Source organism: Paraburkholderia phymatum (assembly GCF_038900715.1).
Lineage (GTDB): Bacteria > Pseudomonadota > Gammaproteobacteria > Burkholderiales > Burkholderiaceae > Paraburkholderia > Paraburkholderia phymatum_A.
In genome coordinates this window covers 120,059-135,064 of record NZ_JAYMRZ010000022.1, presented here as the reverse complement: position 1 = coordinate 135,064, position 15,006 = coordinate 120,059, and the positions used below count along the sequence as shown (strand labels likewise).

The 15,006-nt window shown below is 63.5% G+C and carries 10 protein-coding genes; 2 read left to right on the top strand and 8 right to left on the bottom strand.

The window, feature by feature from the left end; all coding sequences use genetic code 11:
* Nucleotides 1–28 precede the first annotated feature (28 nt).
* Nucleotides 29–1,702, bottom strand: a complete 1,674-nt coding sequence (locus VSR68_RS32255; RefSeq protein WP_428983636.1) for a phospholipase C — start codon at nt 1,700–1,702, stop codon at nt 29–31.
* A 476-nt stretch (nt 1,703–2,178) separates the two neighbouring features.
* A complete protein-coding gene (locus VSR68_RS32250) occupies nt 2,179–3,117 on the bottom strand; it encodes a hypothetical protein (protein ID WP_342943663.1) in 939 nt (312 codons plus the stop codon).
* Nucleotides 3,118–3,602: 485 nt separating this feature from the next.
* On the opposite strand from VSR68_RS32250, the gene VSR68_RS32245 reads away from it, so the two are divergent.
* Nucleotides 3,603–3,923: an HPF/RaiA family ribosome-associated protein gene (locus VSR68_RS32245; RefSeq protein ID WP_342943662.1), complete on the top strand. Its 321-nt coding sequence runs from the start codon at nt 3,603–3,605 to the stop codon at nt 3,921–3,923.
* 56 nt (nt 3,924–3,979) lie between these two features.
* Here the strand turns inward: VSR68_RS32245 and VSR68_RS32240 are convergent, their stop codons facing one another.
* Together VSR68_RS32240 and VSR68_RS32235 are read right to left on the bottom strand one after the other, a co-directional pair.
* A complete protein-coding gene (locus VSR68_RS32240; RefSeq protein WP_342943680.1) occupies nt 3,980–6,370 on the bottom strand; it encodes a penicillin acylase family protein in 2,391 nt (796 codons plus the stop codon).
* Nucleotides 6,371–6,569: 199 nt separating this feature from the next.
* Nucleotides 6,570–8,144, bottom strand: coding sequence for an alpha-amylase family glycosyl hydrolase (locus VSR68_RS32235; protein WP_342943661.1), 1,575 nt, complete (start codon nt 8,142–8,144; stop codon nt 6,570–6,572).
* A gap of 48 nt (nt 8,145–8,192) precedes the next feature.
* On the opposite strand from VSR68_RS32235, the gene VSR68_RS32230 reads away from it, so the two are divergent.
* A complete protein-coding gene (locus VSR68_RS32230; RefSeq protein WP_342943660.1) occupies nt 8,193–9,857 on the top strand; it encodes an alpha-amylase family protein in 1,665 nt (554 codons plus the stop codon).
* 4 nt (nt 9,858–9,861) lie between these two features.
* On the opposite strand, the gene VSR68_RS32225 is transcribed toward VSR68_RS32230, so the two are convergent.
* The 4 genes from VSR68_RS32225 to VSR68_RS32210 all read right to left on the bottom strand — a co-directional run bounded on the left by VSR68_RS32225 (nt 9,862) and on the right by VSR68_RS32210 (nt 14,984).
* Nucleotides 9,862–11,172: a four-carbon acid sugar kinase family protein gene (locus tag VSR68_RS32225; protein WP_342943659.1), complete on the bottom strand. Its 1,311-nt coding sequence runs from the start codon at nt 11,170–11,172 to the stop codon at nt 9,862–9,864.
* Nucleotides 11,169–12,455, bottom strand: a complete 1,287-nt coding sequence (locus VSR68_RS32220) for a ribulose-bisphosphate carboxylase large subunit family protein (RefSeq protein ID WP_342943658.1) — start codon at nt 12,453–12,455, stop codon at nt 11,169–11,171. The genes VSR68_RS32225 and VSR68_RS32220 overlap by 4 nt, the downstream gene beginning before the upstream one ends.
* Entirely contained in the window at nt 12,452–12,991 is a 540-nt protein-coding gene (locus VSR68_RS32215) for a VOC family protein (protein WP_342943657.1), read from the bottom strand. Before VSR68_RS32215 ends, VSR68_RS32220 begins: the two co-directional genes overlap by 4 nt.
* 82 nt (nt 12,992–13,073) lie before the next feature.
* Nucleotides 13,074–14,984, bottom strand: a complete 1,911-nt coding sequence (locus VSR68_RS32210) for a TRAP transporter large permease subunit (protein ID WP_428983637.1) — start codon at nt 14,982–14,984, stop codon at nt 13,074–13,076.
* Between the last annotated feature and the right edge of the window lie 22 nt (nt 14,985–15,006).

Genomic DNA, 15,006 nt, shown 5'->3' with positions numbered 1-15,006 from the left:
TGCGTTGACGCTCAGCCGTGCAACGGCATCAGATCTTCGGCGGCCGCTCGACTTGCACGCCCGTCGTCGGATCGAGGAAGAGCTTGCGCTGATAGCGGCCTTCGCCGCGGCGGTTGAAGTCGAACATGCCCATGATGCTGCCCGCCTTCGCATCGAACGATCCGCCGCCGATACGCTGTCCATCGAGCCAGTTGTCTTCGATGAAGCGCACAACCGACGACTGATCGATCTGCGTATGGTCGACGAAGTTCTCCTTGGCCCACGGCGAGATCACGACAAACGGAATGCGCGTGCCCGGACCACAGCGCCCGTTCACGGGTTTGCCATTCACGCCATCTTCCGCCGAGCCCGTGCCGCAGATTCCGGCGCCATTCAGCTGGTCGGCGACGGAATCGTAAGATGCACTCGTCGGCATCGCATAAGCGTGGTCGTACCAGCCGTCGGAGTCATCCCATGCCACGATGACGGCCGTATCTTTCCAGTCCTTTTGCTGCTGCAGGAAGTTGACGACCTTCGTCACGAAAGCCTGCTCGTCGAGCGGATCGGAATAGCCGGCGTGGCCATCCTGGAAGGCCGGGGCCTTGACGAAGCTCACCGCCGGGAAATTGCCGGCGTTCACCGCGTTAAAGAAATCGTCGGTATCGTACTGGTGATTGGCGGGGTCCGCGCTGTGGCTATCGTTCTGCATGCTGTGGCCGATCGCCTGGACGGAACTCGGGCGCAAGTGTTTCGGATTGGCCGTCGACGCGTAGTACTGGAACCAGTTGTGGTGGGGAATATAGTCAGCCGTCGCGGAGCCGACGACGGTCGACAGCGTGCTGCGCTTGCATCCCGTCGTGCCGTTGCTGTTGACCGTCGCGAGGTTGAAGCCGCCCATGAAGCCACCCCACGTGATGTTGCGCGCGTTCAGCAGGTCGCCGATGTTCTTGCCGGTCATCAGTGCCGTATCGGTCGTGCTCGAACAGACGTCGTAGCCAGGGTCGACGTCATTGATCATCGTGAACCCGCCTTGCCCGTCGTTCACGTAGTACGAGCCTGAGGCGGAAGGCTGCTTCGTCGTCAGCACAACCTTCATGCCGTTGGTCTGTCCCGACACCACTTCGAGCGCGCCCGGCGTCGACGGCCCGTAGGTCGACGTATAGGCGTTGTCGCTCATCGCGAAGCGTTGCGCGTAGTTCCACAGAGCCGTGACCGTATTGCCGTCGAAATAGCCCATCACCTGGCCATTCGTGCCGAATGCGCCGGCACCGCCGCTCGAACCTTTACCCGTGAACTTCGGAAAGAGATCGGCAGCGCCCTTGTCGTACGCTTGCTGCTCGGCCGTATAGGCGTGGTTCTGGTCGGCAGTGGACGCCTGCGTGCGGTCGAGACGGAACGGATTGGCCGCGCCTGTTCCATTGGCCGTATTCGTGAAGTTCGGGTTGTTCGTGAGCAGGGCGTCGGAGAGACCGTTCACTTGAGGCGTGCCGGGCAGCGCGTTGAATGCAGGCTCACCAGACGGATTGGTCGCATGCGGATAGGTCGCGAAGTAGTGATCGAACGAAATGTTCTCGCCGTAGATCACGACCAGATGCTTGATGGGAGTAGCCGTATGAACTTCGTCCGGCCGGTTTTTGTCATGTTCGTCGGAGGCGCTCCACGCTACTGTCGATGCGAATGCTGCTGCTGTGAGCGAACCAAGTGCTATCTGACGCCATTGCATATCAGGCTCCTGTTTGGATTCGTATTGGTGGGGATGACCGCGGCGCCCGGGCGCAGAGAGATTCAGATACGCATCACATCGCTTACGCCGTTCAGATGGGGGAGGCTACGCGGCAGTGGGGTACAGGAAAGCGAAGTCATTAAAGCATCGACGTATGAATGCTAAGCGTCAGAGTCCTTACGGAATATTTTCGCCGCTTAAAATGAGGCGTCAGATCGCGAGTGCTCTTGAGAGAGTGTCGCAAAAGAAGGGCTATCAGTCGTTCTTTGACGCCATGCTTTGGCGGAGTACGAGGAGTGAATAGATGCGTGCGAGCGTCACTTATTCGATGAGGCGAGTAACAGCATCGGATACGGGAGTACTTCTTAATGGGTGAAGACGAGCCGCTATACCGCTCTATATACATCGCGTTATTTGCTGGCGTTTCGAATGCGCGGGTCTAAAACGACATCCGTGCAGTGGCATCGCCCGTTGCGCTAGCGGCGAATGGTCATGGGTCTCCACTCGGTCTTATCCTTTGGCGGAGTCCAGGTTGCGTCGGCGGAGTCGGGGACCGGTTGATATGCGCCGCTGGCTGTCCGTTCCATAAAGCGGCACCAGTTTTCGGGTACGTCGGGCCAATCGATCTGAAGACAAAAGTGGCCGTCCTCGGTCACGCTCCACTTGCCGCTGGCGCTGTGCGGCTGAAGAAAGCCGCCAGCCGCCCAGTAAACCGTCAGCGTACCGTCGGGGCCATTGACCCATTGTCTAAGCGCGCCCGAAGTGTTCGTCCTCAGTATGGTGGCGCCCCGCATCAATGGAATCAGTTGATCCCTGGTTAGCCGCGAGGGTTGGCTGCCACCCGGGCGCGACGTATTACCCGACTCGGCCTGGTTAAGCGCCGCTGCCGTGGCCGCGTTTGTCGATGTCGGCGCGGGTGCGCTCGCGACGGTGGGAGAAGATGCAGCGGATGACGCAGGCGCCGATTTCGCAGCAGGCGTAGCGGACGCGCTGCCCTGTGGTGGCGAGGGTTCGGACGCGGCCGATTGCGCGCCATGCTGCGTCCGCGTCGCGGCCGCCGAGCTGGCGGACGGCTGTGGTTCGCTCGCCGTGGGCCGCACGCTCGACGCTGCAGCTTCGGAAGCAGCCTTTGGACCGGGTTTCGGTTTGGCCGTTGCGGCGCGATGCTGCTGCTCGGCCTTGCGTTTCTTTTTTGCCTCTTCTTCCTTCGTCTGGGCCTCCTGATCCAGAACAAAATTCACGCGCTCGATCAGGACGCTTTCACTGGGTGGCGCAAGCCGGACGCGCCCCGCATCCAGTTGCAATCGCGGCGACGACCGCACGCGATCGTGCTCCGCGACGACCGTCGAGTCGGCGCAAAGCAGCGCGAGCAGCCCGGACAGCACGCCCGCACCATTTCGACGAGTGAACTTCATTTGTATCCACCCTCCCGGTCGGCATGGGACGCACGAATTGCCTGCCCGTTGTCGAAAAATATCGCAGGAGGGCGGTTTATGCCAAGCGTTGCTTTTTGCCTTTACGGCTTAATGGGGCTCGGTCTAACAACACAACGTGCGAGCCATTGAGGTCAGTTCGCCCGAATGCACTCGTCAATGCAGTCCGAAACGCCGGGCGAACGATCTTTTCGTCAATAGACTACTCGCGGACTCGATGCGGGTCTTTGCTCCTCTATTGCGAGCCAAAACGGCTCCTCGCTTTCCTTGCGCATCATTGCAACGCAATGACCGATTGCGCAGGAAAGCACGGATTCGAATCGAACGCGTTCCCGTCCGTGAAGGTATGCACGCGATTGTGCCGATTGACCCAGGTCAACGACGGCAGTCCGCGTCACGCGATGATGCGATGAAGGCCTGCGCGTTTCGCAAGCCACGTCCAACATCCATATCGAACGGAGACGAAGATGGGCATTGGTATGCAGATTGTCTATCTCGGCTTCTGCGGGACGAAGCAACTGGAATCGGAAGCCGCCGCACAGCTGGTGAGGCTCGATCGCTATAGCGCGCTCGTGTCGAACTGTCATCTGGCGATCGAAGCGATACGCTCGCAATCGGGAAAGCCGACATACGACGTTCGGCTCGATCTCATCACGCCGACGCACGTGCTCAAACCCATCGCGCACTACTCGGGCGAGAACGCGGAGGAAGCGATTCGCTGTGCGTTCGACGTCGCAGAGAAGGAACTCCATACGGCCGCCGATGCGGCAGCACAACGACGGCATTGAAGTCCCGCCAACACGCACGCGATTGATCCGTCTGACTGCGCTAACGAGTCATCGTGTCATTGCGTCCGCGTGCCGGGCACGAGATGAATGCGCTTTTCCGTCGCCTTCTCGACGGCGGCGCGCGTATAGAGCAACGGAAAATATTCCCCGTTCAGCCACAGCTGCGCGAGGTCGCGATAGTGCGGGCTGTCCGGGTCTCCCGATTCTCCCGGCAGATTCACTGCACGCGAGTTGTCCCAGTTGCCCACGTCGACGATCACGCGAAACGACGGCCCGTTGGTCTGCCGGAAGTCGTTCGCGCGATACGTCGACTGGTTCGGCGTGTACGCGCTGCCGCCTTTGCCAATGGGGCCGACGTTGAGCTTCGCGCGCATGTCGCTGTCGACGAGATCGGCGAACGGATGCGCATTGAGGTTGGTTTGCAGCTTGCCCCATTGCCATGCGCTCGCATCCGCGCCTTGCAAACGCACCATTTCGCCATACGCATCGTGCAGGCTCGCGAGCAGCACGGCATCGCGCTTCGCCGGCGCGTTATCGCCGAAGCGTGTCTCGGGATGCTCTAGCGTGTCGAGCATGACGGCCGTGTCGGGCGCGCCGAACGAATCGGCTGCTTCCTTCGGCAATACGGCCTGCTTGAACGCGCGTCCGAGATGATGGCTCAGCCACACTTCTTCGAGCGCCGCCTGCGGGGAATCCGCTCGCATGTGCGCATCCCATCCCTTGAGCATCGAGAGCGCGGCGCGCGTATCGGCGTCGTCGCTCGAAAGCGGCGCGAGCAGCGCGACGAGCCGGCGCGCGGGAATCGATACGTCGTCGTTCTGCAAGCGCTCGCTGTCTTCGATCGATACCTTCGTCAGCCCCTTCAGCACTTCATCGATGCGCTGATGCCGCGATCCGTTGGTCCATTCGAAGCCGAGCTTGCGCTCCTTGTACGGATAGTCGGCGGGCAGGTTCATCTCGTTGGACGTCGTGAAGTAGCCGTCGCGCGGATCGAAAGCGGAGGGCATGTCGTCGCGCGGCCAGAATCCCGCCCACTCGTAGCGGCCATCGCCGGGAACGGGCATCAGGCCATCCCAGTTCGGACGCCTCGGGGAGAGGCCGCTCGGCACCCAGCCGATGTCGCCGTGCGTGTCCGCGTAGACCTGGTTGACGGTCGGCGCGCCCCATGTAGAAAGATCGCGCTTGAATTGCGTGAAGTTCTTCGCGCGCATGTAGCGCATCGAATCGAAGTACGGCGACATGCCGGGTGCGAGCCATGCCGTGCGCACGGCAAACGCGCGATGCTTCGCGTCCTCGGTGTAGATCACGGGGCCGTGTCGCGTGAAGGCGAGGTCCGCCTTGACGGGCGTGCCGCCGCGCACGGCGATCGTCTCGTGGACGATGCGCATCGGCTCCCAGCGGCCTTTGTAGCGATATTCATGCGGGTTCGCCGGATTCAGCTCGTAGACGTACAGATCTTCCTGATCGATGTTGAAGATCGTGAGGCCGAACGCGATCGTGCCGTTGTGTCCGATCGACACGCCGGGCGCCGACGGCTCGCCGCCGCCGATGATATCGAGCGTCGGTGCGCTGACCTGCTGGATGTAGCGCAGGCTCGGCGCGGCATATGCGCGATGCGGATCGTTGGCCATGATCGCGCGGCCCGTCGCCGATTTGTCCGGCGCGATCACCCAGTTGTTGCTGCCTTCCGTCACCTCTTCGGGATTGTCGGCGGCTGCGATCAACGTCGTCGAGGCGTCCGCGCTCTTGAGCGAATCGCGGGTCACGTGCACGCCTTGCGTGGCGAGCGTGAAGACCTTGAGCACATCGTCGGGCAGACACGGATCGAGTCCTTCGGGCATCTGCGGCTGCCAAGGCGGCTGCAAGCCGAAGCGCACCGAATCGGCGGCAAGCGAGCTCTTGCACGCGACCTTCGCGCGCGCCACTTCGCTCGTCAGATTGCGCGTGAGACCGTGGCTGCGAATGCGCACGACGTCATCCGCCGACCACTTCGCGGGCCAGTAGCCGACCTTGCGGAACTCGTAGGGCAAGCGGTCCGGATGCACGGCGAGCCAGTCGATATACGCGTTCACGCCCGCAGCGAAACGCGTCGCGACGGGCTTCGCGTCGGGACCATAGCGTTTCCACTCCGTCGACATGTCGCCGCGATAGAGAAAGAGCCGCGTCGCCTTGTCCTGTTCCACATAGGCGGGGCCGAATACTTCGGCCAATTGTCCAAGGCCGCGACGACGCCACAAGTCGATCTGGAACATGCGGTCGCGCGCCGCGTTGAAACCCTGCACGAAGAACGCGTCGTGCTCGTTATCCGCGAAGATATGCGGCACGCCCCATTTGTCGATGAGGATGTCCGTCGGATGCGTCAGCCCTTCGACAGTGATCGTTTCTTCGCGCGCGGTGTCGGCGCGTACAGGTTGCGAGGAGAGTGCGCCCAGCGCCGCGCATGTCATAACGACTGCGAGAGTGTGTCTTGCCTTCACTTGTTTCCTCCTTATGGTTGGAATGCAATGTCTACTCGAGCGTATCGAATGTACCGGAGTTCTTCGCATTTGCGCTAATGGCGTTTTGTGTATGCGCGACGGGGAGTGCGTTTGCGGGCGCAACATTCTGCGCGAGTGGAGGCGCTGGCAGCAGGAAGCGGATAGAGACTCAGAAGGACGCGATAAGCGCTTCACCAGCGGCAAGCCGATTGGCACCTTTGACGATCGCCTGGCCGTCACGATCCGCAAGCGTCGACAACAGCACCACGCCCGCCTGCGTTAGCACGGTGGCATCTTCGGCGCCCATGTTCAGCGCGATGAACAGCCGTTGGTCGTGGTGGCGCCGCTCGTAAGTCAGCACATCGCCGTCTGCGGCGACATGGTCGATCGTGCCCTGCACGAGCGCGGCGTTGTTGCGCCGCAAGGTCAACAGGCGGCGATACAGCGACAACATGCTCGACGCATCGCTCTCCTGGTCGCGCACGCTCGTTGTCGTGGCAATGGGTAGCCACGGCTTGCCGCTTGTAAAGGCTGCATTCGGCAGCGAGCTGTCCCATTGCATCGGCGTGCGCTCGGGGTCGCGTCCCTGGCCGATGCCCGGTTGCCGGCGCTCCGCCGGGTCCTGAATCTCATCGGGCGCAATGGCGCCGTCCGTCATGCGGAGTTCGTCGCCGTAGTAGAGCGTCGGCGTGCCGCGCAGCGTCAGCAGCAGCACGGCGGCCACGCGCGCCTGCGCCGTGCCCACGCGCGACGCGACGCGCGGATTGTCGTGATTGCCGAGCACCCAGTTGGGCCACGCGTGCTCGGGCAACGCGCTGTCGTAATCGCGGATCATGCGGGCGATCTCGCCCGCGTTCCAGGCCGCGCTGAGCAACTGGAAATTGAACGGCATGTCCGCGCCATCGCCGTTGGTGCCGTAGTACTTGATCAGTTGCGGGACAGGCAGGTAGATCTCGCCGATCAGCACGCGCTCGCCGTACTCACCGAGCGTCGCGCGCATCGAGCGCACGATTTCATGCACTTCCGGCTGATCCTCGGTGTAAGTCTGCAATAGCCGGTGATGATCGGGAGCACGAGGCCCATACGCGGGATTCAGCGGGTTGTCGCGAAGCTGCGCGTCCTTGATCAGCAGCCATAGCACGTCGACGCGGAATCCGTCGACGCCGCGATCCAGCCAGAAGCGCAGCACGTCGTCCATCGCGCGGCGCACTTCATGGTTGCGCCAGTTCAAGTCGGGTTGTTCGCGAAGGAACGCGTGGTAGTAGTACTGACGCGTAGGCTCGTCCCACTCCCACGCGGAGCCGCCCATGCGGCTCAGCCAGTTGTTCGGCGGGCCGCCATCGGGCGCGGCGTCGCGCCACAGATACCAGTCGCGCTTCGGATTGTCGCGTGACGAGCGGCTTTCCTCGAACCACAGATGCCGTTCCGACGAATGATTCGGCACGAAGTCGAGCAGCACCTTGAGCCCGAGCCGGTGTGCGTGGTCCACCAATTGCTTGAAGTCGGTGAGCGTGCCGAACATCGGATCGATGTTGCAGTAGTCCGCGACGTCGTAGCCGAAGTCGGCCATGGGCGACGGGTAGATCGGCGAGATCCAGACTGCATCGACGCCCAGCGAGACGAGGTAGTCCAGGCGTGCGTCGATGCCGCGCAGATCGCCGATGCCATCGCCGTTGCTGTCCTGAAACGAGCGCGGATAGATCTGGTAGATCACGCCGCGTTGCCACCACGCCAGCTTCGACATTGCAATTCCTCTCAACGATTGACTTTTCCGGCGACACGCACGAAGCCCATGCTCAACGACCTCTGGTACAAGAACGCGATCGTCTATTGCCTGTCGGTAGGCACGTTCATGGACGCGAATGGCGACGGCGTCGGCGACTTTCAGGGTCTCATGCGGCGGCTCGACTATTTGCAAGGGCTGGGCGTGACGACGATCTGGCTGATGCCGTTTCAGCCGTCGCCGGGGCGCGACAACGGCTACGACGTTTCCGACTACTACAACGTCGATCCGAAGTACGGCACGCTCGGCGACTTCGCCGAATTCACGCACGCGTGCGACGAGCGGGGCTTGCGCGTGATCATCGACCTCGTGGTGAATCACACATCCGACCAGCATCCGTGGTTCAGGGAAGCACGTAGCGATCCCGGCTCGAAGTATCGCGACTGGTATGTGTGGTCGGACAGCCAGCCGTCCAATGCGAAAAGCGGTGTGGTGTTCCCGGGCGTGCAAAAGTCGACGTGGAGTTTCGACAAGCGCGCAAAGCGCTGGTATTTCCATCGCTTCTATGATTTTCAACCGGATCTGAACACGTCCAATCCTCATGTGCAGGCCGAGTTGCTGAAGATCACGGGCTTCTGGATTCAGCTTGGCGTGTCGGGGTTTCGAATGGATGCGGTGCCGTTCGTGATTGCGACGAAGGGCCCGAAGGTGCGCCGGCCCGTCGAGCAATACGACATGCTGCGGACCTTCCGCGAGTTCTTGCAGTGGCGCGAGGGCGACGCGATCATTCTCGCGGAAGCCAATGTGATGCCCGACACGGACCTCGACTATTTCGGCGACGAAGGCGAGCGCCTGCCGATGATGTTCAACTTCCAGCTCAACCAGAACACGTTTTACACGCTCGCGACAGCCGACACGAAGCCATTGAAGAAAGCGCTGCTCGCGACGAAGCCACGCCCGCCCACCGCGCAATGGGGCGTGTTCCTGCGCAATCACGATGAACTCGATCTCGGGCGACTCACGCCGGAAGAGCGCGCGGCCGTGTTCGCCGCGTTCGCTCCGGAGCCCGACATGCAGTTGTATCGGCGCGGCATTCGCCGCAGACTTGCGCCGATGCTGGCAGGCGACAGACGCCGCCTCGAACTCGCGTACAGCCTGATGCTGACTTTGCCCGGCACGCCCGTGTTCCGCTACGGCGACGAGATCGGCATGGGCGACGACCTGCGCCGGCACGAACGCGAAAGCACGCGCACGCCGATGCAATGGTCGGCGGAACCGCAGGGCGGCTTCACGAAGCATCCGAAGCCGCCCGTCCGCGCGATTTCGGGCGGGGCGTATGGCTTCGAGCGCGTCAACGTGGCGAGCCAACGGCGCGATCCGAATTCGTTCTTGAACTGGACGGAGCGAATGATCCGCATGCGCCGCGAAGTGCCGGAAATCAGTTGGGGCGATTTCGAAGTACTGCGCACGTCGCGAAACGATGTGCTCGCGTTGCGTTACGACTGGCGTAACAACTCGGTGCTGTGCGTGCATAACTTCGGTGACGAGGCGTGTACCGTGAGGTTCCGCTCCGGCTACAACGAAACGGGCGACGACAGGCTGATCAATCTGCTGTCCGACGATCACAGCCACGCGGGCGATGACGGCCGGCATGCCGTCGTGCTCGAGCCTTACGGATACCGGTGGTATCGCGTCGGCGGACTCGATTATCTGCTGAGGCGCACCGAGGTTTAGATATTTAGCCCGTGATCAGGCGCTCGAACACGTCTGTGCCGCCCATCTGCCCGCCCTTGAACATGATTTCGGTGCCGTCAAGCGAGGGCTCGTCTGCATGCAGGCGGCAGACGGTGACGCCCGTCGTCAGCGGCGCGCAATATGAAAGACCCCATGCGTCGAGCGCTTGCGCCGCGTGGCTCGACGTATCGCCGCCCGCAATGCCGATGCGCCGGGGGCGAGCGGCCCGGACCACGTCGCGCAGCAGTGCTGCCGTCGCATGCGCGGTCTGCGCGCGGCTTGCGTCATTTTGATTGTGCGTACGCCGCGTGAAGGCAAGCACGTGCCGGCCTTCGCGCAACATATCGACGACGCGTGCGGCGTCGAATTGCAACGTGTCGCCGTCGCACCCGAGCGGATCGAGTTCGATCTTCCAGTACGAGTGAGCGGCTTCGATCTGCGCGGCCGTCAACGGGGACAGGCTGCCCGCGAGCGCGAACACCGGGCCTTGCGCGCGGCCAAGAGCTTGCGATGCGGTATACGCATGCGATACGTCCGAAGCCGCTGAAGGCATTGCGGCACACCATGCTTGCGCGACGCTGCTCGCGCCGACGGCAAGCATCGGCGCATGGCGAGAGCGTTTATCGATCAGCCGGCCGATCGTTGCGAGGTCGTCGTCACGCAGCACGTCGAACAGTATCGCGGAGGCACCTTCCGACAGCTTCGCATCGACCATCGCACCGACTTCGTCAAACGGCAATGCGTATGCGCGCCAGTCCATCAACGCCACGTCGCGCATGCCTTGCTGTTCGAGATGCACGCGCAGATCTGCTTCGTTCATCGGCGTGACGGGATGGCGGCACATCGTCGGATGGCGGTCGATCCGATGGACTTCGTGCGTGCCGCTTCCCGCCGCCGCAAACAGTTGCCCGAACGCGCAGTATCGCAGCAGGCCAGGCTGGCCGCCGACGATGGGCACGAATGGATTCGCGAAATGACGACGCAGCGTGGCAATGGCCGTCGCGATGTTGCCGGTTTGCGGCGCGCTGTCGAATGTCGAGCAGACCTTGTAGTGCATCACGCGCACGCCGAGCGCGGCGAAGCATGCCCCGACGCGCGCGAGTTCGTCGGCCATCGCGGCGGGCGGCATCGCGCGCGCCGCGCCCGCCATGCCGATCGCGTCGAGCGGGCCGATGCTGTCGAGGCGCATGCGAGTCGGCGGCGCGAGGAACAGCAGCGTCCGGAGTCCGGCGCGAGCAAGATGCGCCAGCGTGTCGGTCGCGCCCGTGAAATCGTCGCCGTAGAAGCCGTACGGCGCGGCGCTCGACGCGCTCATGTGCGCGCACCGAAGAACGCGAGCGCGGCGCGCAGTTCCGGCGCATGGGCCGCATGGTCGTGCAGCGGCGTGCCGGATTGCGCCGCGTCCCACGCCTGGCGAACGCTGCGCACGCCGGCTGCCGGTCCATCCGGATGCGCGAGAATGCCGCCGCCCGACATGAAAAGCAGATCGGCGCTGCCGGTCGCATCGAACGTCGCGGGAACGGTGCCCGCCCATTGGCCGGACGAGAACGCGGGCAGCACGCAGTCGTCGAGACCATCGGCGAGAGGCGTCGCGCAATCGCGCGCGGACTCGGTCACTTCCGCATCGCTTTGCGCGAACTTGCCCGCGAGCCCATGCACGTGCATATGATCGACGCCCGCGAGCCGCCACAACGTCTGATACGCCTGAAAGCCGATGCCGAGCGCCGCGTCGCGCGACATCATGCCGAAACCGTTCCGATGCGCGTGCAGAACGAGCGGCGTCGAGCGGCGCAGCGTCTGGATCGCGGAGAAACCGCACCAGTTGACGCTCGCCATCACGCAGTCGCCTTGCTCGCGCTCGACGAGTTCCGCGTGACGCCGCATCGCGTCGGTATCGTCGGTGATGTTGAACGCGACCATCACGCGCTTGCCCGTGCGCTCGCGAAACGCACGGACTTCGCGCATCACGGCGCGAACACGTTCATCGAGGGGCGCATGCGATGGATTCGCGCAGACTTCATCGTCCTTGATGAAATCGACGCCCGCCTCGCATAGCGTGCGCACCAGATGCGCGGTCTCTTGCGCCGACAGCCCGACGTTCGGCTTGATGATCGTGCCGACCATCGGCCCTTGCCGGACGCCCGTCAGACGCCGCGTGCCCGCGACGCCGTGCGCGGGCGGATCGAAGCGCTCGCGATACGCGCGCGGCACACGCATCGACAGAAGCCGCATGCCCGTCACTTCGCCGAGATCGTACAGATTGCCGGCGACCGTCGCCGCGAGCGTCGGCAGATTGGCGCCGATGTTCGCGACGGGGAACGACAGCGTCACGCGCGCGCGCCTGAACGGCCCATTCACGCGCTGCCGCATGAGCCATGCGCTCGGCAGCGACGCGTGAGGCATGGCCTCCAGTTCGTCGATGTGCAGCACGCTTGCACGGCTGCGCGCGCGCAGTTCATCGCTTTCGCCGGCGACGCGCACGAACGTGCCGCTCGACTGCTCGCCCGCCATCGTGTCCGCTACTTTCGCGAGATCGAGGGGCGTCTCGATCAGGTAATCGGCTTCGATGCTGTCGTCGCGTGCTGATGGCGCGCTCATAGCGTGCCCAGATCGGGAAACGGACGCACTGCATCGCGGCCATCCCAGTTCAGCGACGCCTCGCGGATCATGTCGAAGAGCTTCCCTTTCGGGCCCGCGATCTCTGACAGCTCGATCACTGTGCCCGGATGCTGCTCCGTGTCGAAGTAGACGAAGCGTCCGTTCTTGCCGACGTTGCCGCTCATCGCCACCGTGAAGCCCTGTTTCAGCAGACGTTCGAGATCGGCGTCGAACGAAGTCGTCCAGTACGCGTTGTGCTGCAAGCCCGTATGGCCCGCTGAGAGAAAGTCGCGATACATCGACGGCGCGTCGTTGCGCGTCTGGATCAGCTCGACCTGCAAGTCCCCGGAGTTTGCGAGCGCAACGGAGTTGTGGACCTCGTAGCGCTCGCCGCGATAGCGATAACCCTCGATGGGCACGCGTTCGTTATAGAACCACGGACCGACGCCGAGCACGCGGCTCCAGTGGTCCATCGCCGCCTCGATGTCGCGCACGACATAACCGGCCTGACGGATCTCGCCGAAAAAACGACTCATGAATACACTCCCAATGCCAGAGAAGGGATTGCGATGAAGCTGCGAAATGGTTGTTGCGAACGGCTGGGGAAACGACGGGCGCTCAGAGAAAGCCGGTCGATATCCACGGCACGAACGCGACGAGAATCAGCCCGAGCACGAGCGCGCTCATATAGCCGACGATGGGCCGCATGCCGGCATCGGGATTGATGCGGCTCACCGCGCACGCCGAGTAATAGCCGACGCCGAACGGCGGCGAGAACAGGCCGACGCCCATCGAGAGAATCACGACGATCGCGTAATGCACTTCGTTGACGCCGGCAGCGCGCGCAATCGGAAAGAGCAGGGGGCCGAACAGCACGATCGCGGGAATGCCTTCGAGCACGCTGCCGAGCACGATGAACACGACGATCGACAGCGCGAGAAAACTCCATGAGCCGCCGGGCAGCGCCGTCATCAGCGACGCGAGATCCTGCGAGAAGCCCGACTGCGTGAGCGCCCACGCCATCGCCGTCGCGCAGCCGATGATGAAGATGATCGCGCCCGACAATGTAGCCGCGTCGATCAGCATGCGCGGCAGACGCGACCACGCGAAGCGCCGATAAACGAAGAGACCGATCAGCACCGAGTACGCAATGCCGATCGTCGATACTTCCGTCGCCGTCGCGATGCCTTCGACGACCGCGCCGCGAATCACGAACGGCAGCGCGAGCGCGGGAAACGCGACGACGAACATGCGGCCGATTTCGCGCCGGTTGAAACGCTGTGCGCGGCTCAGGTCTTCCTTGCGATAGCGCAGCCACACGACGAAGCACAGCATCAGCGCGAGCACCAGAGCGGGCAGCATCCCCGCCGTGAAGAGCGCGGAGATCGACAGGCCCGTGACCGAGCCGATCGTGATCAGCACGATGCTGGGCGGCACGGTTTCCGTCTGCGCGCCCGCCGTCGACAGCAGCGCGACGAGATCGCCTTCGTCCGCGCCGCGCCGCTTCATTTCGGGGAACAGCACGGGCGCGATTGCGGCCATGTCGGCGACCTTCGAGCCCGAGATGCCCGACACCAGATACATCGTGCCGATCAGCACATATGACAGCCCGCCGCGCACATGGCCGACGAGGCTCGCGAGAAACTGGATCATCGCGCGCGCCATGCCCGTCATCTCGATCATCAGGCCGAGGAACACGAAGAGCGGCACCGCGAGCAGCACCAGATGCGACATGCCTTCGTCCATGCGGCCGACGATCACTTCGAGCGGCGTATCGGTCGTGAGGCTCAGATAGCCGAACGTCGCGAGCGCGAACGAAAAGCAGATCGGCACGCCGGAGAAGATGCCGATTGCGACGACGCCGACGAAGAAGATCAGCAGGTTCGCCTTGCCGAGATCGGGCAACGCGGGCGCGGCCCACGCGATGACGCCCGCCACGATGGCGACGAACGCAAGCGCGATCGCGATGTCGCGCATGCGGCCCACCTGCGCGAGCCGGATCAGTCCGACGAGCAGCATCAGCGCCGCGCCGACGGGCAGCGCGAACGCGCGCCATGCATCGCTGATCTGCAAGGCGGGCGTGAGGATCACGGTTTCGGCGGCGGCGAAGTCGTACGCGGGCCACAGAACGAGCGCGAGCAGCGCAATCGACAGCACGATCGCGAGCGTATCGACGAGCGCGCGCCGCCGCGGCGACAAGCGGCTGACGAAGGCCGTCATCCGCATGTGCTCGCCGCGACGTAGCGCGAGCACCGCGCCGAGCATCGACATCCACAGGAACAGCATGCCCGCCAGTTCGTCCGACCACACGAGCGGCTGATGCAGCGCGTAGCGGAACACGACGCCCGCCAGTAGCACGACGATTTCGACGGCGAGCAGCAGCGCGCACACACCTTCGACGAGCGCGATCAACGCGCGGTCGAAGCGGCGCAGCCAGCGCCTCGGACCGCTTGCCGCGAGCGCTGTGTCGAACGATGAAGCGGCCGTGGCATCGGCGATGGCTGCATGCGGCAGCGCCTGATCCGTCATGTCGATCTCTCCAGTCCGCGAT